Here is a 21,275-nt window from a genome sequence, read left to right on the forward strand (position 1 = left end):
CCACGCACGGTAGGCGCTGATATAGGCGTCGCCGGGCCGTGATCGGCGCTCAACGTCGCGGCCACGGACCCTCCACGCGTATTGGCACACCCACCTCCCAGAGCAGCTCAGCTGCAACGGTTCCCGGATGACTCTCAGATGTCCGCCCCGGGTCTGCTGGGCACTGCACACGCCGGCATCTGCGAACTCTACGGTGCTGTCAAATACCAACCAGGTCTTCAGCACGTTCGATGAAAGCCACCGAGACCTCGGCAAATCGTCCACCTGGGAAACCTGGCAGCGTTGCGGAACGAGTTACGGATCGTTGTTGCGACAATGGCAACCACCTATGCTTGACTAATGGGTAATATACTGCTCGGTAAATGTTGCGCTCGAGCGCTGGCGGTAACGCTTTGAGCACTGCAGGAAGCAAGGGCGTACCCCGCGCAGTACGCGAAACGCAATTTCTCGACATCGCCGCTGAGCAGATTGCACGGACCGGCTATGCAGGGCTGTCGATGAAGGAAGTCGTCGCCCAAGCGGGAGTGTCGAAACCTCTCGTATACGCCTACTTCGACACAAAGGATGGGCTGTATATCGCGTGTGTCGAACGAGCTGCGCGGATTCTCAGTGGTGCAATCGAATCCGCAGCCGCGGGGAGCGCGCGCGAACGAGCAAGGGAAACTCTTCGCAGTGTGTTCACGGCGCTGGAGCCGCGCCCGAGTGACTGGGGCGTCCTCCTCGACAGGTCACATCCCGTGGAAGGACCCGCTGCCGATGCCGCACGGAATGCTCGCGATCGCATCGCCGCACAGACGCGTGAAGGTGTCGCCGCCGCCCTTGCCAGCAGCGGAACGGTGGTGGACGAGGTCGCGTTGTCCGCACTCACCGGCGTCTGGATGAGCACCGTCACGACAACTGTCGACTGGTGGTTGCAGCACCCGGACATCAGTGCCGACGTCATGGTGGACCGCGGCCAGGAACTCATCGACAATCTCGTCCGTGTCGCAGCCGCCGCGAGCACATCCACGAAGGGTGCCACGATCCTGACGCTGGCCGACAAGGTGCCGACGATCGACGAGTCCGCGTGGGTCGCTCCGAACGCAACCATCATCGGTAACGCCGAGATCGGCGCGGGAGCCAGCGTCTGGTATCGGGCAGTACTGCGCGCCGACACGGAGGCGATAACCGTCGGTGAGCGATCGAATATCCAAGACGGATGCGTCCTGCACGCCGGCCCCGGATCTGCCCTGCGGATCGGTACCGGCGTGTCCGTCGGCCACAACGCCACCCTGCATGGATGCACGATCGACGATGACGTGCTCGTCGGGATGGGCGCAACAATTCTCGACGCCGCCAGAATCGGCAGGGGGTCGATCATCGCGGCCAATGCACTCATCCCGCAAGGCGCCGATATCCCGGCAGGCTCGCTCGTCGCCGGGGTTCCCGGCGAGATTCGCCGACCCGTCACCGCCGACGAACTCGCAGACATTCGGGCCACCGGGACCTCCTACGAGCGGCTGCGCGAACAACACCGCCACCAGGCCCGAGTCCTCGCGGCCGGCTGAAGTTGCCGTAGCGGCCACCGAGCCGGACAACCACGGTCGATCGACCGTTGCGCCCTTGGCGTGCCGTGAGCTGGGCCGATCAACGCGCTTGCCCCGCAATTGACCAATTGGTAATATACTCTTCAGTCATATAGGGCACACCAAAGGAGCACGTCAATGACGCCGACCACCGGATACGCCGACAAGCTCAATGCACTCTCCGTCGCGTCGGTTCGCAAGAACTTCGATGCCTTTCTCGACATTCCTTGGGATGAACCCGATTTCGCGATCGATTGGACCGACCCACGGTGGAAGCTGCCCAGCGTCGATCCCCTCGGCAGCCACCCGTGGTACCTGGCGCTTCCCGAGAACCGGCAGATCGAAATCGGTTTGATGCGGCAGGCGAATCTCGCCAGGATCGGCGTTCACTTCGAGAGTGGGCTCATGCGAGGGTTGCTCTCGTACATGGTGCTGCTGCCGAACGGTTCGCCGGAGTTTCGCTACGGCATGCACGAGGTGACCGAGGAAACCCACCACAATCAGATGTTCCAGGAGTTTGTGAACCGCACCGGCGTCGATGCACCCGGAGCGCCCGCATGGTTCCGGATGGTCGCGCACCTCGCTCCGTTCATGGCGGCCGCGCTGCCCGAGCTGTTCTTCTCGATCGTCCTGCTGGGTGAGGAACCACTCGATCACGCGCAGAAGACGATCCTGCGCGCCGAGGAACCGCTACACCCGCTGTTGGAACGCATCATGCAGATTCATGTGGCAGAAGAAGCACGCCACATCTCCTTCGCCAACGAGTTCCTCGAAGAGCGTGTGCCGCAGTTACATCCGTTCCGGCGGGCCTTGCCGGCGGTGTTGCTTCCGGTGATCGCGCGGGCGAACGCTTCAGTGCTGGCGCCATCATCGAAGTTCGCCGACGTGGCCGGCGTCCCGCGCTCGGTCATCGAGGAGTTGTACTTCGATTCCAAGGAAGGCAGAGTCGCGCTGTCGGAGATGTTCGCCGACGTGCGTCGCCTCGTCGACCGGATCGGTCTGCTCAACAGGGTGACCCGTCCGATCTGGAATCGGCTAGGGGTCGGTGGGCGCCCCTCGCGATTCCGCGGGGAGACGCACGAATACGTCGCAGTGAGCCGATAGCAATGCCTCACGTCGTCACCCAATCCTGCTGCAACGACGGATCGTGCGTTGCCGCATGTCCGGTGAACTGTATCCACCCCACGCCGGCCGATCCGAGCTTCGGCAAGTCGGCGATGCTCTACATCGACCCGAATGGATGCATCGACTGCGGGGCCTGTATCACCGCGTGCCCGGTCGAAGCGATCAAGCCGGAACGGTTGTTGAATCCGGACGAAGTGGTGTTCGCCCGACTGAACGCGGACCACTTCGAGGAACATCCACACGCCGACCGCCCGCCCCTGGGGCAATTACGCTCACGTAGCCATCTCGACGATGCGATCGCCCGGAAGCTCCACGTGGCAATCGTCGGCTCGGGCCCGGCCGGCATGTACGCCGCCGACGAGATCCTGCGATACCCGGGCGCGCGAGTGACCGTCTACGAGCGGCTCGACGAGCCGTTCGGACTCGCGCGATTCGGTGTCTCGCCCGATCACCGTCGTACCCGGGCGATCACAGACCGGTTCCGGGTCATCGCCCGGCAGAAGGGCTTCCGCTACCGCATGGGCGTCGAGGTCGGCAAAGACGTCACCCATGAGCAACTGACTGCGAAGTACTCGGCGGTCATCTATGCTGTCGGCGCGTCCCATGATCGCCGTCTCGGCATCGCCGGCGAGGATCTGCCCGGAAGCATGGCCACCACCCGTTTCGTGGGTTGGTACAACGGCCATCCGGACCATCGCGACGCTGACATCCGACTCGATCATCCGCGCGTGGTCATCGTCGGCAATGGCAACGTTGCCCTCGATGCCGCACGCATTCTCACCGCCGATCCGGACCGGTTGGCCCCGACCGACATCTCACGTGACGCCCTGACCGCACTGCGCGCCAGTGAAGTTCGTGAGGTTATGCTGCTCGGCCGACGCGGCCCCGCGCACGCAGCGTTCACGTTGCCCGAACTGATCGGACTCCAGAATCTGCCAGACGTGGAGGTCATCGTCGACAACCGTGGTGAACCCATCTCCGGTGATTCCGACGTCGAGCAGATCTTGGCATCCTTCGCCACCGAGCCCGCGAACCCATCGGCGCGCCGAATCGTACTGCGGTTTCGCACCGCCCCGGTCGAGATCGTCGGAACCGATGAGGTCTCAGGTATCCGGGTCTCGCACACGAACCTCGTCAGATCGACCAACGGGTCGGTCCGAGCCGAACTCGGTGACGACACCGAAATCATTTCTGCCGGAATGGTACTGCGGTCGATCGGCTACCGCGCGCAACCCGTACCGGGACTGCCGTTCGACGACGAGAGCGGGACCGTCCCGAACGAGAATGGTCGGGTCACGGCTGGAACGTACGTCGTGGGTTGGATCAAGCGCGGCCCGACGGGGTTCATCGGAACCAACCGTACCGATGCTGCTGAGACCCTGGCGAGTCTCGTGGCAGATCTGAAGGTCCTGGAGATGAGTCAATAGGGGCCACGGCAATTTCAAAGTCGCTGGCCCTCAGTCTTCGAGCTGACGGAGCGAGCGCTGTCTGCTGCGCCTCGCAATCTCCACCGATGGGTCAGTCTCAACCTTCAGATGGCCGAACAGCTTTAGCCTCGATCCATCGGTCTGCAGGTGAATCCACGGAGCGGGATAGATAAAATGCCCTGTCTGAGTGACAGAATGGCACTTTCTTAGGGTTGCGATCGCCCGGACGCTCGGGTGATGGGTGCGGAGCTGGCGAACGCGCACATTCCGGCAGGGGTCGTCAATCGGATGCAGGGGCCCAATACACGCGCTGATCGAGTCCGCCAACGGCCTCTACAAGACCGAATGCATCCGCACCACGATCTTCCACCATGGCCCGTACAAAACCATCGCCGACGTCGAATACGCCACCGCGGCCTGGGTCGACTGGTACAACTGCAGCCGCTTGCACTCAAGCATCGGCCTGGTCCACCCAACGAGTACGCCCCCACATTGGGGGCGGCACAAAACGTGGGGTGATTCAGTATCAGAGACGAGTACGTTGGTTTTCCCTGTTTTCCCTGCTCTGCGTCATCCCGATGACACGTGCCCCGGTGGCATGCGAGGGGCTTCACCATACGAAGCGCATCGATCCCGTGCGGTGGCACGTTTGGCCGCGTGGCAAGTCGGGTATGTCGACTCCAAGGGTGTTCAACCCTTCGACGAGTGACGAGCTACTGCAAGGAGTGCATTCATGAGTGAGAACAGCGGACCCGCCGAGGGAATCAAGGGCGTCGTCGAAGACGCGAAGGGCAAGGCCAAAGAAGCCGTCGGCGCGGTCACAGGGCAAGATTCGATGACCCGCGAAGGCCAAGCGCAACAAGACAAGGCAGAATCCCAACGGACTGCCGCTGAAAAGGAAGCCGAAGCGGAAAAGGCTCGCGCCGAGGCTCGCGTTGACGAGGAACGCCAACGGAGCGAACAGGAGTAGCTCGCTGCGGCGTCGTCGCCTCATGCTGACGGCAAACGCCTGAGATATCGAAGGTCCGGTACGCGGGTATCACCCGCGTACCGGACCTTCGACGTTCCGATTCGATGGGCGCATCGACGTCACACGCGAACGACGACCTTGCCGCGCACGTGGCCGGACTGGCTTCGCTCGTGCGCACCGGCGGCATCGACGAGGTCGAACACCTCGGCGATCTCTGGCTTCAGCTCGCCCGCCTCGCCGAGCCGGGCGAGTTCGGCGAGATCCGCCGCATCGGGCCGCACCCAGACGTACTGTCCGCCGAACTCGTCGCGCGCCCGGGCATCCGTGATGGAGGCAACTGTGCCACCGTCGCGCAGTAGATCTGGCACCGTGTCGAGCGCGTCACCACCCACGTAGTCGAGAATGACGTCCACACCCTGCGGTTCGAGCGCGCGCACGCGGTCGATCAGTCCCTCTCCGTAGGTCACGGGCTCGGCGCCAAGAGTTCGGAGGTATTCGTGATTGGCTTCCGATGCCGTGCCGATCACCCGCGCGCCGAGGGACCGAGCGATCTGTACCGCGAACGATCCGACACCGCCCGCGGCGGCATGGACCAGGGCCGTGTGGCCTGATTGCAGGCCCGCCCGGCGAATCGTCTGGAAAGCAGTGAGCCCGGCGAGCGGAGTGGCCGCAGCCTCCTCGAACGACCACCCGGCAGGCTTGTGCGCGAGTGTGCGCACCGGCGCCGCGACGAACTCGGCCAGCGTTCCACCCGCCACTTCCCCACCGACGACGTCCTTCCGGACGTAACCGAACACCTCGTCGCCCAGCTGGAACTCGGGCGTGTCCAAGCCGACCTGCTCGACGACCCCAGCGACATCCCAACCCGGAACGACCGGGAACACCGTATCCATGACCTCGGCGAGGTAACCCTCCCGGACCTTCCAGTCGACGGGGTTCACGCTCGAGGCGCGGACGCGCACAAGTACCGAGTCGGGACCGACCTTGGGCGTGGGGAGATCCGTCAGCGTCAGGACATCGGAGCCGCCGAAGCGGTCATATGTGATTGCTCGCATATCGGCACCAACGGGCTGCCCGACCGATTGATTCCGGAAATCGTCGAAACAGGGACAGTTCGAGACCAAGGGCACGTCCAGTGGACGGCGGTTACCGAAACCCGATCGACGAGCCCGCTCGATCGCCAACGGACACGGTGACGAGGTCCGTTGGCTGACGCGATCGCCCATGCATTCCGGGACCGTCGTCGACGGCTCAGGCTAGGTGCGCGATTTGTCGAAGCTGTCGAGATGCAGCGAAGATTGACAAGAATCGTGAGGGCACTTAGACAACTTCTCCGAGTGTCGCCGTGCATTGTCAATGTTCACTGTCGCGTGACTGTGCGGTTGTATCCACAAGTGAGCGGACAGACCACCGCGGATCGCGGAGGAGAATGCCTCGGGCGTCTAAGCCAAACGGCCGCTCTCTTCTACGGCCAGTCCTGCGTGCCGATCTCGGAAGATTGCCCACGAATTATCGCGTTGGCCCTGCGAGCCGAAGCCGTCGCCTGAGTGTGCAGCCTTTGTGCCGACGTCATTCGCCGGCGAATGTCCTAAGCGGCACTTTCGCGATGCCGGGGATACCGTCCGTGTACGTTTCATTCAACTGTCGCCACGACAGATTCAGCAAAAATGATGTGGCACTGTCGCCAGAATTGGTCGCATAGAACCGCCCTGGCTCGTCCGGCGTGACGCACCTCTTCGCGGACACCACAGCGCCTGGCACGGGCTGCTGCGACTGCACCCAACCCGCTGCCAGCCCCCGGTCGAGCCACTGCAGGTTCGTCACCGGCAAGATCGTCGGCCGGTACCGCATTCTGGTGGGCCCGGCGACATTGCGTCCGACGAAGTAGCGGGCGGCGTCATCGAACCTACCGAACCACGCCGTCGGCCTGTCCAAATACCAGTCGCCGCGACTGCGTGTCGTTGCCCGGAGGCTGTAACCATCGGATTCTTTACGGATCGAGTAGTCGGTGAATCCATCAGAGTCCTCAGCGTTACCCGGCCCACGTGGAATCACCAGCCGCCCAGCCGCCACATACGGCAGCCCGAACAACGGAGCCCCACGCAAGCAGCCCTGCTCGTCCAACACCAGCTGCACAGCAGCCCAATAGCGCAGGGCGGCAACGAAATCAGTCAGGCCTTCGATGTCCTCGGCAACCCAGTCGCGGTGCTGCTGGACCTGCAGTGTCGGTGTCCGCTGTTCTGGTGGCCTGGCATCGCCATCTGCGCTGTCCGCATCTGCGTCGCACAACGCCGTGAGGTAGCCGGCGATGGGCGGCGGGACAAGCTCGATGGGCAGCAGAATCCTGGGCCCGCGGGCGGGGACGATCAGCACCGCCGTGCCGAGGTCTCGCAGATGGCTCACCTCGTCGAGTCGGATACGGCCGCTTCTGCCCAGGAAGTAGGTGATGGCATCGTGATGGAATTCCGCCGACATCCTCGTACCCGGCGGGAGCCTCCGCCGCCAGAGTGCCGTCACGATCACCAAGCTCGCCAACGCTGCGAACCACACCGCCAGAACCACGCCGACCGCAGCTGCCACGGCCAATCCCGCCATCGACGTGTCACCTAGTGCGGCGACCACCGCCATCGGAGCCAGCATCAGCACGACCGCGACCGCGATACGCCGGCGAACGCCGCCGCGAAGCGTGGCACGGCTCATCCGTGTCGGCAGACCGCGATCGGCAACAACGTTGATCTGGTAGCGCAGCAACGGCGGAATCACTAGATCGGACAGGAGAATCCACCCCCTCCGTGGTGCCATTCACGCGACGGGCAGCCGAAGTGGGAGATGCCGGAACGGGCTCGGCATCATCGGATGCCGATCAACTGCGATATGGTCAGGAGACATCACTTCTTGTTTGACATTGGGCCTGTTGAGCGAAAACGTCGCGCCGGTATCCACCTGGACTGAAGGCTCGGGCAGCAATTGCTACCCGCGCGCCATATCCACGAACTTGCTCAAATGCAGTTGGTGCGCAACAGTAATCGTCGCCGTTGGACCGTTACGATGCTTGCCCAAAATGATGTCCGCCTCGCCTGCGCGCGGGTCGTCACGCTCGAATGCGTCTGGGCGGTGCAACAATATGACCATATCCGCATCCTGTTCAAGGCTGCCCGACTCGCGCAGATCCGACACCTGCGGCTTCTTGTCCGTCCGCTGTTCGGGCCCACGGTTCAGCTGACTGATCGCGACCACCGGAACCTCGAGTTCCTTTGCCAGCAGCTTCAATTGGCGGGAGAACTCGGAGACCTCCTGCTGCCGGGACTCCACCTTCTTACCCGAGGTCATCAGCTGCATGTAGTCCACCACAACGAGTTTCAGGTCCTGGCGCTGTTTCAGCCGGCGGGCCTTGGCGCGGATCTCCATCATCGTCAGGTTGGGTGAGTCGTCGATGAACAGCGGCGCCTCGGAGATCTCACCCATCCGTCGTGCGAGCCGAGTCCAGTCGTCGTCGGTCATCGTTCCGCCGCGCATGTCGCCGAGTTTCACCTTCGCCTCCGCCGACAGCAGTCGCATGACGATCTCGGTCTTGCTCATCTCCAGCGAGAACATGGCGCTCGTCTGGTGATTGGTGATCGAACACGAGCGCAGGAAGTCCATCGCCAGCGTCGAGTTGTGCGTTGGCACCATCGCCTCGCCGGCCAGGTACATCTGCTCGTCGTTGTCGACCTGCACGCACCGCACCGGCACACTGTCCACCGGCCGCACGGAGATCAGTCGTCGCACGCCCGCTCGGCGACGGAGTTCCTTGTGCCGGATGGCCTTGTGATGAACGGTGAAGACGTCGTCGTCGGCGTCCACCCGCAGCCAGCCGGTGACCGAGCGCTTGTAGTTGTATCCGAGTCCGGCCACCAGGTCGGCGACGACGGCGGTCATGTGCCGCGTGGCGGCGGGCACGGTGATCCAGCCGTCGTCGTCGACCGTGGCGCGGGCGTCGAGCAACCCCGCGAGCAGTGCTCGACGCTGCGCGATCGACCCCCGAAGATATTCGAACGGTATCCGGCCACCGAGGTCGGCCATCAACGTCATCACGTCGACGGGACCTTCGGCATCGATCCGCATGGCGATCTCGGGATCGTTGAAGGCCATCCCGGCCAGCGCCGCAACCGTGTACGGGCCGTATGCCAGGCGCTTCCGCGGCAATTCCAGCGGTTGGGTGTTGCGGATCACGGCGCAACCGACGTGGGCGCGCATCGCCTCGGTGGTGACGGTCTGTCGTTTGCCGTCGATGTCGGCCACCCACTGGTGCTGTTCATCGGCGACGAGGATTGTCCCGTCGTTGAATTCGACCTCATAGCAAGGGCGTTCGGTCATCACCTCGGTGGCGGCGACCACCTTGGTTGGCGTGCCCTGGGCGTCGAGCAGCAGGTCACCGACACCGACCTTGCCCATCGTGGTCCAGCCGGTCGGCGTGGGCAACGGGGTGTCGAGGGCCAGCGCCTTGCCGACACCGGGTCGCGCGGCGACGATGATCATCTGCCCGGGATGCAGGCCGTTGGTAATCTTGTCGAGGTCGACGAAGCCGGTGGGCACACCGAGCGAGATACCGCCGCGCGAGGCGATCGAGTCGATCTCGTCCATGGTCGGCTGGAGTAGCTCTTCAAGCGGCACGTAGTCCTCGGCGGTGCGGCGCTCGGTGACCTCGTAGACCTCGGCCTGCGCTCGGTCGACCACCTCGGCTACGTCCTGGCCGTCGGCGCCGGCGTAGCCGAACTGGACGATGCGTGTCCCCGCCTCCACGAGTCGCCGCAGGATCGCCTTCTCCGCGACGATCTCCGCGTAGTAGCCCGCATTGGCGGCTGTCGGCACCGTGGAGATCAGCGTGTGCAGATAGGGTGCCCCGCCCACCCGACGGAGCTCACCGGCACGCTCGAGCTCGTTGGCGACGGTCACCGCGTCCGCGGGCTCGCCCTTCCCGTAGAGCTCGAGGACCGCCTCGTAGACGGCCTGGTGCGCAGGACGGTAGAAGTCGGCGGGCCTGAGTTTCTCCACCACGTCGGCAATAGCGTCTTTCGACAGCAACATGCCGCCCAGCACCGACTGCTCCGCAGCCAGATCCTGGGGCGGCTGCCGGCCGAAATCCTCGGCGGGGACACCATCGTCCCCCCGACCCGCTCGCCCGCCGGCAACTGACTCCAGATGTCCTGGATCGTGCCCGCGGTCATCGACAACTGCCACGCGTGTCAAACCTCTCGCAGTACTTTGCACCACTCGACTTCGAGTGGGTCCGACTCTGTGTGGCGTCCACGGCATCCGCCGCCGACGTCGGTCGTGCTTGCTCCGTGATAGCGACGACCACCGACAAAAGGCCGCGGAACGCCCAGCGCTATCGCAGAGGCACTGTCGGAGCACACTAGAGCGACCTTCGCGTCCGGTTCAAACGGAGCTGTGCACAACATTGTCAGCAAACTGTGGACCGTCTGTGGACGCTGGCGAGTGGCTTGTGCACCCCCTGTGTACAGCGTGGGGATTTGTTCTGTGAGCAATTGAGTAACTGCAGGTCAGGGCCATGAAAGTTTTCCACAGCAGGTCAAAGAATTCGTCTCGGCGTGTCACGCTGGACACGTCGTTCGGCGTGTTGCAGGTCAAGCCCGAACCACCTGCAACCAACAACTCGGTAAACATTCGGTGTGACTTGGGTTACACCTGCTCAGAGGCGGTCCGGATGTGCGGTTGTGGACAAACGTCCCACAATCTCCGGAGTTTCGGTCCACCCGGCCGCGGGTCGTGTTCCAATATTGGCCATGGGGCGGTATCGGGCGACACGGGGTCGAGAACTTCGATGGCAGCGACTCGTCGTGGCCGGAGTCGCCGTCGTGCTCGCCACGGTCGCCCCGTGGGGTACGGCATCGGCAGCACCCTCGTCGGCGCCGACGATGCCGGTCGAGTTCGACCTCTCCAGATACGCACCGGTCAACCCGGCCGCCTACCGGCCGCTGGCGTACGCCGACAACGGACGCGGATTCCTGCGGGCCGGACGATGGTTGTGCCAGATCGGTCCGACATACCGCTACGTTGGCTGTCAGGGCACGCCGGCGACGGCACCGCCCGATGTTCGCGGTGCGGCGATCTCCGGCGACCAGCAAGGGCCCTGGTGGGTACCCAACTGGTCGAACTACCGATTCGGCGCGCCGTCGGGGTTCCGCGCACCGACCCTGCCCGTCGGCAAGCGGGTCACCATCGGCGGGGTCACCTGCACCGCTCCCCGACCCGACAGCGTCGCCTGCCGCACCGGCTCCCGGGCCCTGATCTTCACCGCGGGCTGGCACAAGTTCTTCTTCCCCAGTGGCGACACCGCGCACAGCAACAACCCGGCACCTCGGTATCTGCCGCCACGACTGCAGTACTGGAATCAACTACCGGCGACGCCGGCCCCGCCGCGCTGATCTACTCGAAACTCTCTGTGCCACAGTCAGTTCAGCAGTGGGATGATCAGAACAACAACTTCATCTGCGTGGCGAACTCCAGAACCCATGCGCGCGAAGGCCTGGACACGGGCGGCCGGGGGACGGCGGTCTCGACGGCCGCCGACTCGGGTGGTGCCGATGCCAGCTGTTTCCGAATCGACTTCGGCTGCGCACGGTCGCGGATGCCAATCAGTTGCCGCGCTTGATGATCCTGAAAGTCCAAGCTGAGCAACCGAAAGAACAGCAGCGCGAAGATGATGGCGCTGGTGATGACGAAGATGATGAGCATGGCGAACGCCTCCTGGTGTGAACACGATCGGTTGTTCACGAGTCCTGTGGACGTTGCGCTCCTTTGCGGTCGATCCGGCCCCCCGGATCTGATGAACTCGTAGCACTGAAACTACGACTCGGCAGCACGCGTGAAACGCGTAGTCGACTACCCGAGTCGTGAGGTCTTCCACCACGCATACGCCAGGGGTTACTCACGGTTGCGCGTGCGTGCCCCGAAGAGACGACGAGGCCGGGCGGACCATGTCCGCCCGGCCTCGTGCCAGGTACTGCGTCGGTGTGCTCAGCCGGCGGTGACAGCCAGCTCAACAGTGGCCGCCACGTCGGGGTGCAGACGCACGACGACGGGGTAGCTACCGGTGGCCTTGATGTGGCCCTGCGGCAGCTCGACCGAACGCTTGTCGACGACCGGACCACCGGCCGACTTGATCGCGCCTGCGACGTCGGCGGCGGTCACTGAACCGAAGAGCTTGCCCGAGTCATGGGTCTTGACACCCAGCGAGATCGCGGTGAGCCCTTCGAGGGCCTGCTTGAGCTCGTTGGCGTGCTCGAGACCGCGGACCTCGCGGGCCTCCTGGGAACGACGGATGCCGTCGACCTGCTTCTGAGCGCCGCGGGTGGCCTTGATGGCCAGGCCGCGGGGCAGCAGGTAGTTGCGGCCGTAGCCGTCCTTGACCTCAACGGTGTCGCCTGCTTCGCCGAGGTTCTCCACGGCGGCGGTAAGGATGAGTTTCATGTCAGCTCCCTTTCCGCTCAGCGACCGGTCGAGGTGAAGGGCAGCAAGGCCACCTCACGCGAGTTCTTCACGGCCACAGCAACATCGCGCTGGTGCTGGACGCAGTTGCCCGTGACGCGACGCGAACGAATCTTGCCGCGGTCCGACAGGTAGCGCCGCAGCAACGCGGTGTCCTTGTAGTCGATGACAGCCTTCTTGTCCTTGCAGAAGTTGCACGCCTTGGTCTTGGTGACCTTCTCGACGCGCGGCTTCCGGCTGCTTTTTGCCTTTGCCATTGGTACTCCAGTGTGTTTCTAGAAAGGTGGTTCGTCGTCGCCCCCGCCGAACGATCCACTCGCGGGCGCGCTGCCCCACGGATCGTCGGCGACCTGCTGGCTTCCGCCGCCTCCCCCGCTGCGGCTTCCGCCGCCGCCCGAGGAGAAGCCTCCACCGCCGCCCCGCGAGGCCTTGTTGACCTTCGCGGTTGCGTACTTCAGTGAGGGGCCGATCTCGTCGACCTCGAGTTCCACCACTGTGCGCTTCTCGCCCTCGCGGGTTTCGAAGGATCGCTGCTTGAGGCGACCCTGCACGACGACCCGGGTTCCCTTGGACAGACTCTCGGTCACGTTCTCCGCGGCATCGCGCCAGATGTTGCAGCGGAGGAACAGCGCTTCGCCGTCCTTCCACTCGTTGGTCTGACGATCGAAGGTGCGCGGCGTGGAGGCCACCGTGAAGTTGGCCACCGCGGCTCCCGACGGTGTGAACCGGAGTTCCGGGTCTGCCGTCAGGTTGCCTACAACGGTGATGACCGTGTCGCCTGCCATGTGTCTCCCCTTGGGTCGTGGTTGGGCACTCGTTGATCGACGTGCACCGGGCATTGGTTCAACGCTATGCGTTCAACCCTAGAGCCCGGCACCGACTGCTTACGTGTCGATCGAGGAACTGTGGATTACTTCCGCAGGACCTTGGTGCGCAGAACCGACTCGTTGAGCTTCAGCTGACGGTCGAGCTCCGTGACCGTCTTGGGCTCGGCGTTGAGATCGACGACGGCATAGATGCCTTCGTTGTGCTTCAAGATCTCGTAGGCGAGACGGCGCTTGCCCCAGATGTCGACATTGTCCACCTTGCCGCCGTCGTTACGGACAACGTTGAGGAAGGTATCCAGTGAGGGTGCAACGGTGCGCTCGTCCAGATTCGGATCGAGAATGACCATCAATTCGTAGTGACGCATAAGACCACATCACCTCCTATGGGCTAGTTCGGCCACGGACTGTCCGTGGCAGGAGGGTCGCCTGCGTCGGCAACCGCTCCAAGATACACGACGTACCCCTGACCAGCGAAATCGCCATCCGCAACCGCGACGGTTTCCGTCATCCGCGACGGCGATCCTGGGGCGCGGATGACGGGAACGGTCGCGGCTGCGGATAGGGGTCGGGGATAGGGGGTCGGGGAGTGGGCGTGTGACCACTTAGTCTGTAGCGCATGTCGGACGTCCGCCGAGCGCCATCGCGGGCGTCACGTATCTCCACCACCATGGCCGGTCGCGGCCAGATGGCCGTGATCCTGGTGACCTCGCTGCTCACCACCTGTTTGTGCATGTTCTGGAGCTATTCGGCCAAGATCGTGTGTGGTGGGCCGCCCTTCCTCGCCGAGGGCCGTAGCTCACATTGGCCGGTCGGCGACCCGAATGCCGCGATCCCCTGCTACTCGGACCTGATGTATCTCTGGGTCGGACGCGACATCAACAATCACGTCTTCCCGTTCATCCACGGTGGCATCACCCCGGACGGCAAGCTGTTCGGCGGCGTCGTCGAGTACCCGGTGTTGTCGGGCATGTTCATGTGGCTGGGCGCGATCGGCGCGCACACCGACACCGAGTTCTTCCAGCACTCGGTGTGGTTGCTCGTCCCGTTCGGCCTCGCGGTCACGGTGATGCTGGCTCTGATGACCCGCTGGTCGGTCCTCTGGTGGGCCGCGACCCCGCCGCTGGTGCTCTACGCCTTCCACAACTGGGAGCTGCCCGTGGTGGCGACCGCGGTCGGCGCGGTCGCGGTGATGGCGTGGGGTTCGACGATCAGCCCACGCACCGGCGACCGACGCCTGTCCGTTCGAACGGCCGCGATCCTCGCCGCGATCCTGCTCGGCATCGGGTTCTGCCTGAAGCTCTACCCCGGCTTCTTCGTGCTGCCGCTGGCGATCTACGTGCTCACCTATGGAACGGCGCCGGGCCGCGACGGCGAAGCCCCGATCCGCAGGACGCTCGACTGGGTCGGCGCGGTGTGGGTGGCGGCCACGGCGACGCTGACGGTCATCGCGATCCAGCTGCCGTTCATGGTCCTCGGATTCGACGGGTGGAAGGCCGCCCTCTCGTTCCAGGGCAAACGGAAGTCCGACGTCGACACCAATTCGATCTGGTACTGGGGACTCCGTCATTTCACGGGCGGCCAGACCGACACCTACAACTCGCTGGTGGGACTGTTGTCGCCGATCCTGATCGTCGCGGCATTCGCGACGGCTGTCTACCTGGGCTGGCGGGTGTATCGCCGAGACGGGCTGTACCCGTGGATCGGGGTCTCGGCGTCGATGCTGGCCGGGTTCATGCTCTTCCACAAGGTGCACTCGCCGCAGTACACGTTGTGGATCCTGCCGTTCTTCGTCCTGCTGAAGATCCGCTGGCCGGTTATCGTCGGCTATCTGGTCGCCGACTTCATCCTCGATACGACGATTTTCCGGCTGTTCGGCATCTACACGTCGGGGTCGCCGATGAAGTGGTGGGTGATCACCGGGGTCAACGTCGGCGTGTGGGTGCACGCGGTGTTGTTGGCATACCTCCTCGTCGCGTTCGTCCGTGCCCCTCTCCGGGAACCGTTGGCGTCGTTCGGTCGACGTCCGAGCTCGCCCGAACCCGAACTGGCCCTCGCCCGATCATGAGCGACTGGCTCGGCACCGAAGCATTGTCAGCCGGGCGGGTTACCTTGCGGCCGTTCACGCTCGACGATGTCGACGCCCTCGCCGAGGTGGTGACGAACCCCGTGGCCTACCGGTGGACGACGGTGCCGACGGACCCCGGTTCCGCCCGGTCGTGGATCGAGTCAGCGCTCGCCGACCCGTCACGTCGAGTGGCCTACGCCGTCGTCGACAACACCGACGGACGACTGGTCGGGTCAACGAGCTTCTATGACATCGATGCCGACAACCTCACCACCGCAATCGGATACACGTTCTACGCGGAGGACGCCCAGGGCACGGCGATCAATCCGACGGCGAAGTTCCTGCTGATGCGTCACGCATTCGAGGAGTGCGGAGCGGTACGGCTGGTGTGGCACACACACGAGAACAACGCACAGTCGCGGGCGGCGATCGCGAAGTTGGGCGCCACCTTCGAGGGATTGTTGCGCAAGCATCGCCGCTTCGCGGGGGGCTGGCGGACGACAGCACAGTACGCCCTCGTCGACGACGACTGGCCCGCGGCGAAACAGGTTTTACTGGAGCGGATCTCGTCCGAGGAGAGCTGACTCGGCGTCAGCCGCACTGGGCCTCGGATTCGACAAGGTCTGGCGGATCGAGTTTCGGCGAGTCGAGATCCTCGAGTTCGGCCGCCGTCGTCACGGCGCGCAGTCGTCGGAGGAACGCCTCTTCGTCGAGACCCTTCCGTCGCATCCACCCGGTGACCTCCGCATTGCATTTGCTGGCGTTGCACGATCGGCAGGCCGGCACGACGTTGAGCACGGTATACCTGCCGCCCACCGACAACGGCTGCACACAATCCCGTTGCAGCGGGGTGCCCGTTCGCCCGCAGTAGGCGCACCCGCCCCACGCCTCCTTGATCTCGAGCCATTGCTCGGGACTGAGGTCGTTGTCGGCGTTGCGCATCCGACGCTGTCGTTTGCGCCCGGCCCGCGCCCGCCTGGAATTGGTGCTCGCCATGTGCCGATCCTAGGCGGACTAGTGCGACCGGATGGTGAGGCACGACGCGAAGGGTGCCGTCGCCGGGATCTTGGTTGCTGTCGGCGGGATCTGCGTTGCTGTCGGCGGGGTTCCGGTTGCTGTCGGCGGGATCTTGGTTGCCGTCGGCGGGATCTGCGTTGCTGTCGGCGGGATTCAGGTTGCCGTCGGCGGGTAGGCGGGTTCGGTCGGCGGTCGGGCGGTGCGTGGGCGCGACGGGAAGGTGAGCCGGTCGGGTGCGCCGTCGAGGACGCCACCTGCCGGGTCGTCGAGCATGCCGGCGGGCCGCGCCCGGATTCCGTCGCCCGAGCGTCTGCGAACGAGGTCGTCCTCGGGATGCCAGATCTGCCATAGCACGACGGCACACAGTGCGAGCACCATCGCGGCCCGCAGCAGGATCGCCGCCGTGAACCATTGCTCAGGTAGCCATCGTCGGTCGGGATCGAGGTACAACGTCATCCGCGGAATCCAGACCAGCGCGTCGACGACCATCCAGGCGAACAGGAGACGTGTGTGCGGGATGGCCAGCACCGCGAGCGGGACCAGCCACAGCGAGTACTGCGGGCTCCACACCTTGTTGACGAGGAGGAAGCCGGCGATCATCAGGAACGCCATCTGCGCGAGCCGTGGGCGTTGGGGTGCGCGCAATCCCACGGCACCGAGGCCGACGGCGACCACCACGACCAACCCCAGCGACACGAGGTTGAGCACGTCGAGGTTCCAGGTGAACCCGCCTGCGTCGCTGATGATGCGATACAGGCTGTCCTGCTCGGCGGCACGATCGCTGTTGTACCGGAAGAACTCCCACCATCCCTGCGGATACAAGATCAGGATCGGGAGGTTGACGGCCACCCACGTGAGCGCTGCCGCGGCCGCGGCAGCGGCGAACTCACGCACCCGGCCCGCGCGCAGACAGAGGATCAGCAACACCACCAGCAACAACACCGGATAGAGTTTCGCCGCGGTTCCGAGCCCGATGAAAACACCTGCCAACCAGGGTCTTCGGCGTGCCCAGCAGAGGATGGCGAGCGCCACCATCGCCATCGCGATCGCGTCGAAGTTGGTGAAGATGTGCACGATGACCAGCGGCGACAAGGCCGCCATCCAGGTCGCCCAGACACGGGTGCGTGCAGTGAGTGCGGTGGCCCAGATGGTCACCAGCCAGAACAGGGCGAGCCCCAGCGCGGCGAGGTCGAAGAACAGCACCACTTCCAGCGCGCCCGGCACCCCCCACTTCTGGTGCGCCGAATCCCATTGATGCGCAAGCCAGGCCACGCCGTACATGTACATACCGGTGACCACGGGGTACTCCATGTACCGCTTGACCTGCTGCCCGTCGGCGCCCTTCTCGAACCAATAGGTCCGATACGGGAGAGCGCCGTCGTCGAGCTTCTCGGCCCCGAAGAGCCCGATCACGTCCGAGTAGCAGAGGTTGGTGTACTGGCGTTGGTTGTCCCAGTCCAGGCGCAATTGTGTTCCGGCCGCGGAATTCCCGTCGGCGGGTGCCTGCTGGAGACAGGCGGCCTTGCCGAACCAGCCGAATGCCATGGCGCAGAGGGCGAGGAGGAACAGCACACGGATGGGCGTCCACAGCCAACTGCGGCCGATGGCCGCATGCCTGCCCACCGGTCCGCCGACCACCTCGGAGGCCTCACGTGCCACCACATCGGTGCGGCTCGGCAGGACCCGATCGGTGTCGATGCGCCGATCCACCGCGAGCGGGGCCGCCGCATCCCAGGATTCGGGCCCGTCCGGATCATGCCCGACGAGCACCGGATTCGCGTCCGGGGATTCCGGACCTGTCGAGTTCTGCTCCGCCACGGCGACTGTCGGCTCAGCCGACCGGAGGGGGCTCCGGAACGTCTCCACCGCCGGTATCGCCACCGCCGGTATCGCCACCGGTGTCACCGCCACCGGTGGCGCCGCCGTCACCCGTGCCGCCACCGGAGTTGCCGCCACCGGAGTTGCCGCCACCCTGGCCGCTGTCGCCGCCACCCGGTGCCGCGTTACCCGGCAGCGGGATCGTCACGCCGGGGGCGAGCGTGATGCTGCCACCACCGCCACCACCACCGCCCGGGTATCGCTGAGACGGCCCTTCGTCGTCGCCGGTGCGCGGCGAGCGCGTCCGCGGCGAGTCGTCGTAGGTCACCGGTGGTGGCTCATAGGGCACACCTGCCTGACCGCCGACGGCCTCGGGTTCGGGGAACTGCTGGATGGGCTTGCCGTCGAGCGCGCCGTTCATCGTGGACTGCCAGATGTCGGACGAGAGCATGCTGCCGTAGATCGGCGAGCCGCTGTAGTTCTTGAGTGCGCTGCCGTTGTCGGTGCCGACCCAGACCGCGGTGGACAGCTGGGGCGTGTAGCCGACCATCCAGGCGTCCTTGTTCTGACCGGTGTCGCCGAGCTGCGCGGTTCCGGTCTTGGCGGCCGACGGCCGTGACCCGAGGCTCGGGTCGCTGAGGGAGTGTCCGTTCGAGTACGACGCGATCGGTTCGAGCGCGGCCGTCACGTTGTCGGCCACCTTGGCCGGGAAGACCCGCTCACCCTGGCTGGCCTGATGGTCGTAGAGGACCTCGCCGTCGGAGGTCTCCACCTTCTGCACGAAGTACGGATCGTGCTTGACACCCGACGCGGCGAGCGTCGCATAGGAGGACGCCATGTCGAGCACCCGCGACGGATACTGACCGAGTACCACGCCACCCTCGATGTTGCCGTCCTTGCCCTCCAGGGTCTGCTGGATGTTGCCGAAACTCTGCGCGACGCCTGCCTTGTGCGCGGCAGCCGCAACGGCCTTCGCCTGCCCGTCGAGATCCATCATCAAGCGGTAATAGACGGTGTTGAGCGACATCTTCATCGCGGTGGCGAGGTTGCACGATCCGCAGCTCTCGCCGTCGGAGTTCTCGACGGTCAGGCCGCCGGGCGCGTCGTAGGGCGCCGAGCTGTAGACCTTCGAGAGCGGGATGCCCTGCTCGAGCGCGGCGACCAGGGCGAAGACCTTGAACGACGATCCGGTCTGCAATCCGGCCTGGGCGTAGTCCCAGCCGTTGGCATCATTGCCACCGAAATAGCCACGGATGCCGCCGCTGCGCGGATCGACAGACACGACCGAGGTGCGCAGATTCGACGGCTCGCCCTTGAGCTTGTCATTCGCCGCCTCGACGGCGGACTTCTGCGCCTGCGGATTGATGGTCGTGGTGATCTTCAGGCCCTCGGTGCGGACCTGCTGCTCGGAGATGTTCAGTCTGCCGAGCTCGGCGAGCACCTGTTGCTTGATGAGGCCGTTCGAGCCGGGGGTGTCGTCGGACTGGGCCCGGGCGTTGGGCACCTTCGGGTACTTCATCGCGGCGCGATCGCTCGGTTTGATCGACCCGATCGCCACCATGCCGTCGAGCACATAGTTCCAGCGCGCCTCGGCCGCCTCGGGATTGATCTCCGGGTCGTAGTACGAGGGCGACCGGATGGCGGCGGCGAGGACCGCGGACTCCTCCGGTGTGAGGTTCTTGACGTCCTTGCGGAAGTAGGCCTGCGAGGCCGCGGACACTCCGTAGGCGCCGCGACCGAAGTAGATCGTGTTGAGGTAGGCGGCCATGATGTCTTCTTTGGACCACTCGTTCGACATCTTGGTCGCGAGCGCGAGTTCCTTGAACTTGCGTTCATAGCTGTGTTCATCACCGACGAGCGCGTTCTTCACGTACTGCTGGGTGATCGTCGAACCGCCGCCGGCCTCACCGCCGTTGCCGGTCACCTGACCGATCGCCGCGCGCGACAGCCCGCGGACCGAGAAGCCCGAGTTGCTGCGGAACTCGCGGTCCTCGGCAGCGATCACCGCATCCTGCATGGACTTGGGGACATCGGAGATCTTGACGTCGCTGCGGTTGCCCTCCGGCGGGACCACGCGGGCAAGGGTCTTGCCGTTGTCATAGGTGATCGTCGCGACCTGGTTCTGCTTGATGTCCCCGGGAGCGGGAACGGACGCACCGAAGTACGTCAGCATGAACGCCAGGATGCCGACCAGCGCGATCGCCGGGACGACGGCGCCGATGATCCCGAAGCCCCAGGCGAGCCGTTTGTGACGCCGGCGCACCGGGTCGTCGGCCTGCGCGCGCGGCGTCCGGCCGCCGCCGCGTGGGGCGGACGACGTTCCGCGTGTGCTGCTCATCGACCCACCTTCCTATCGTCGCGACCGACCAATTCAGCGCTCTTCACAGACCTTCTCCGTTGTTATTCGTGATCCCACTGTGACCCACGCAGACGTGTCCGGGCAAAATCCGTACATCCGGGGTCGATGGGCGATCCGCGGCAAGGCGGTCACCCGGCAGTTACTTCGCCACCCGTCGCGTGCGCGTGGAACGTGGCGGCAAACCCGTAACGTACGACTGCACGAGATGGTTCCAACTGCACGTCCGGCACACCTCGACCACGTGCACCGAGAACTCTTCGGCGGTGGCGGCGAGGCCGGCGATCTCGTCGTTGGTGCGGGCCGACCCCGACACCTGCCCGAGCTTCTCGCCGAACACCCAGGAAACGAGGGTGACCTGCTCTTTCCGGCAGATCGGGCAGAGCGCGTCGGATGGGCGGCCGTGGAACTTGGCCGCACGCAGCAGATACGGACTCGCGTCGCAGACGTCGGCCATGGCGGTCCGTCCGGAATGGACGTCGGACAGCCGTGACCTCCTCTGCAGGGCGTAGTCGACGATCTGGCGTTGCACGTGTTCAAGGGTACGTGGTCGATCAGGCAGCTGTCGGTGTGACGGTCATCCCGAAAGAGCGTGTCGAACTGATCGCCCACAT

The 21,275-nt window shown here is 64.9% G+C and carries 20 protein-coding genes and 2 pseudogenes; 10 read left to right on the top strand and 12 right to left on the bottom strand.

The genetic code is table 11. From position 1 onward, the window contains the following. Positions 1–362: 362 nt before the first annotated feature. The 6 genes and pseudogenes from ACPXCG_RS15770 to ACPXCG_RS15795 form a co-directional block, all read left to right on the top strand. Positions 363–572 (top strand): annotated as a pseudogene (locus ACPXCG_RS15770) (helix-turn-helix domain-containing protein); the annotation flags it as partial. A gap of 165 nt (positions 573–737) precedes the next feature. After that, positions 738–1,547 (top strand): gamma carbonic anhydrase family protein, encoded by an 810-nt coding sequence (locus ACPXCG_RS15775; protein WP_425793459.1) that lies wholly within the window; start codon positions 738–740, stop codon positions 1,545–1,547. A 156-nt stretch (positions 1,548–1,703) separates the two neighbouring features. Then, complete coding sequence (locus ACPXCG_RS15780; protein ID WP_425792934.1) at positions 1,704–2,669, top strand: AurF N-oxygenase family protein; 966 nt, start codon at positions 1,704–1,706, stop codon at positions 2,667–2,669. A gap of 2 nt (positions 2,670–2,671) precedes the next feature. Further along, complete coding sequence (locus tag ACPXCG_RS15785; protein WP_425792935.1) at positions 2,672–4,117, top strand: FAD-dependent oxidoreductase; 1,446 nt, start codon at positions 2,672–2,674, stop codon at positions 4,115–4,117. Between the two features lie 280 nt (positions 4,118–4,397). Next, positions 4,398–4,592, top strand: a pseudogene (locus ACPXCG_RS15790) (integrase core domain-containing protein); the annotation flags it as partial. 258 nt (positions 4,593–4,850) lie between these two features. Next, a complete protein-coding gene (locus ACPXCG_RS15795) occupies positions 4,851–5,087 on the top strand; it encodes a CsbD family protein (protein ID WP_267631317.1) in 237 nt (78 codons plus the stop codon). A 119-nt stretch (positions 5,088–5,206) separates the two neighbouring features. Here the strand turns inward: ACPXCG_RS15795 and ACPXCG_RS15800 are convergent, their stop codons facing one another. From ACPXCG_RS15800 to dnaB, 3 genes are all read right to left on the bottom strand, one after another. After that, the gene (locus tag ACPXCG_RS15800) at positions 5,207–6,142 is read right to left on the bottom strand and encodes an NADP-dependent oxidoreductase (protein ID WP_425792936.1); all 936 of its coding nucleotides are present in this window, start codon (positions 6,140–6,142) and stop codon (positions 5,207–5,209) included. A 514-nt stretch (positions 6,143–6,656) separates the two neighbouring features. Then, a complete protein-coding gene (locus ACPXCG_RS15805) occupies positions 6,657–7,850 on the bottom strand; it encodes a hypothetical protein (RefSeq protein WP_425792937.1) in 1,194 nt (397 codons plus the stop codon). 207 nt (positions 7,851–8,057) lie between these two features. Beyond that, entirely contained in the window at positions 8,058–10,307 is a 2,250-nt protein-coding gene (gene dnaB / locus ACPXCG_RS15810) for a replicative DNA helicase (RefSeq protein ID WP_425792938.1), read from the bottom strand. 566 nt (positions 10,308–10,873) lie between these two features. Between dnaB and ACPXCG_RS15815 the strand changes: the two genes are divergently transcribed. Then, positions 10,874–11,515: a hypothetical protein gene (locus tag ACPXCG_RS15815; RefSeq protein WP_425792939.1), complete on the top strand. Its 642-nt coding sequence runs from the start codon at positions 10,874–10,876 to the stop codon at positions 11,513–11,515. A 46-nt stretch (positions 11,516–11,561) separates the two neighbouring features. Here ACPXCG_RS15815 and ACPXCG_RS15820 read toward each other — a convergent pair whose 3' ends face one another. From ACPXCG_RS15820 to rpsF, 5 genes are all read right to left on the bottom strand, one after another. Further along, a complete protein-coding gene (locus ACPXCG_RS15820) occupies positions 11,562–11,825 on the bottom strand; it encodes a hypothetical protein (protein WP_425792940.1) in 264 nt (87 codons plus the stop codon). A gap of 282 nt (positions 11,826–12,107) precedes the next feature. Next, complete coding sequence (gene rplI, locus ACPXCG_RS15825) at positions 12,108–12,560, bottom strand: 50S ribosomal protein L9 (RefSeq protein ID WP_425792941.1); 453 nt, start codon at positions 12,558–12,560, stop codon at positions 12,108–12,110. Positions 12,561–12,577: 17 nt separating this feature from the next. Then, positions 12,578–12,835 (bottom strand): 30S ribosomal protein S18, encoded by a 258-nt coding sequence (gene rpsR, locus ACPXCG_RS15830; protein ID WP_161060863.1) that lies wholly within the window; start codon positions 12,833–12,835, stop codon positions 12,578–12,580. An 18-nt stretch (positions 12,836–12,853) separates the two neighbouring features. Then, positions 12,854–13,363, bottom strand: a complete 510-nt coding sequence (locus ACPXCG_RS15835; RefSeq protein WP_267631311.1) for a single-stranded DNA-binding protein — start codon at positions 13,361–13,363, stop codon at positions 12,854–12,856. Between the two features lie 125 nt (positions 13,364–13,488). After that, the gene (gene rpsF, locus ACPXCG_RS15840) at positions 13,489–13,770 is read right to left on the bottom strand and encodes a 30S ribosomal protein S6 (RefSeq protein ID WP_425792942.1); all 282 of its coding nucleotides are present in this window, start codon (positions 13,768–13,770) and stop codon (positions 13,489–13,491) included. A gap of 251 nt (positions 13,771–14,021) precedes the next feature. Between rpsF and ACPXCG_RS15845 the strand changes: the two genes are divergently transcribed. Further along, complete coding sequence (locus tag ACPXCG_RS15845) at positions 14,022–15,470, top strand: hypothetical protein (RefSeq protein ID WP_425792943.1); 1,449 nt, start codon at positions 14,022–14,024, stop codon at positions 15,468–15,470. Next, positions 15,467–16,054 (top strand): GNAT family N-acetyltransferase, encoded by a 588-nt coding sequence (locus tag ACPXCG_RS15850; protein WP_425792944.1) that lies wholly within the window; start codon positions 15,467–15,469, stop codon positions 16,052–16,054. Before ACPXCG_RS15845 ends, ACPXCG_RS15850 begins: the two co-directional genes overlap by 4 nt. Before the next feature lie 7 nt (positions 16,055–16,061). Here ACPXCG_RS15850 and ACPXCG_RS15855 read toward each other — a convergent pair whose 3' ends face one another. Further along, entirely contained in the window at positions 16,062–16,466 is a 405-nt protein-coding gene (locus tag ACPXCG_RS15855; protein WP_425792945.1) for an HNH endonuclease, read from the bottom strand. A 31-nt stretch (positions 16,467–16,497) separates the two neighbouring features. Here ACPXCG_RS15855 and ACPXCG_RS15860 point away from each other — a divergent pair, with 31 nt between their 5' ends. Next, complete coding sequence (locus tag ACPXCG_RS15860) at positions 16,498–16,662, top strand: hypothetical protein (protein ID WP_425792946.1); 165 nt, start codon at positions 16,498–16,500, stop codon at positions 16,660–16,662. Here the strand turns inward: ACPXCG_RS15860 and ACPXCG_RS15865 are convergent. The 3 genes from ACPXCG_RS15865 to ACPXCG_RS15875 all read right to left on the bottom strand — a co-directional run bounded on the left by ACPXCG_RS15865 (position 16,641) and on the right by ACPXCG_RS15875 (position 21,193). Next, entirely contained in the window at positions 16,641–18,257 is a 1,617-nt protein-coding gene (locus tag ACPXCG_RS15865) for a glycosyltransferase family 87 protein (protein WP_425793460.1), read from the bottom strand. The two genes, ACPXCG_RS15860 and ACPXCG_RS15865, sit on opposite strands and share 22 nt — an antisense overlap. A gap of 61 nt (positions 18,258–18,318) precedes the next feature. Next, a complete protein-coding gene (locus ACPXCG_RS15870) occupies positions 18,319–20,643 on the bottom strand; it encodes a transglycosylase domain-containing protein (RefSeq protein ID WP_425792947.1) in 2,325 nt (774 codons plus the stop codon). A gap of 160 nt (positions 20,644–20,803) precedes the next feature. After that, the gene (locus ACPXCG_RS15875) at positions 20,804–21,193 is read right to left on the bottom strand and encodes a DUF5318 family protein (protein WP_190266931.1); all 390 of its coding nucleotides are present in this window, start codon (positions 21,191–21,193) and stop codon (positions 20,804–20,806) included. Positions 21,194–21,275 lie beyond the last annotated feature (82 nt).

Source organism: Gordonia sp. DT218 (genome assembly GCF_049847105.1).
Classification (GTDB): Bacteria; Actinomycetota; Actinomycetes; order Mycobacteriales; family Mycobacteriaceae; genus Gordonia.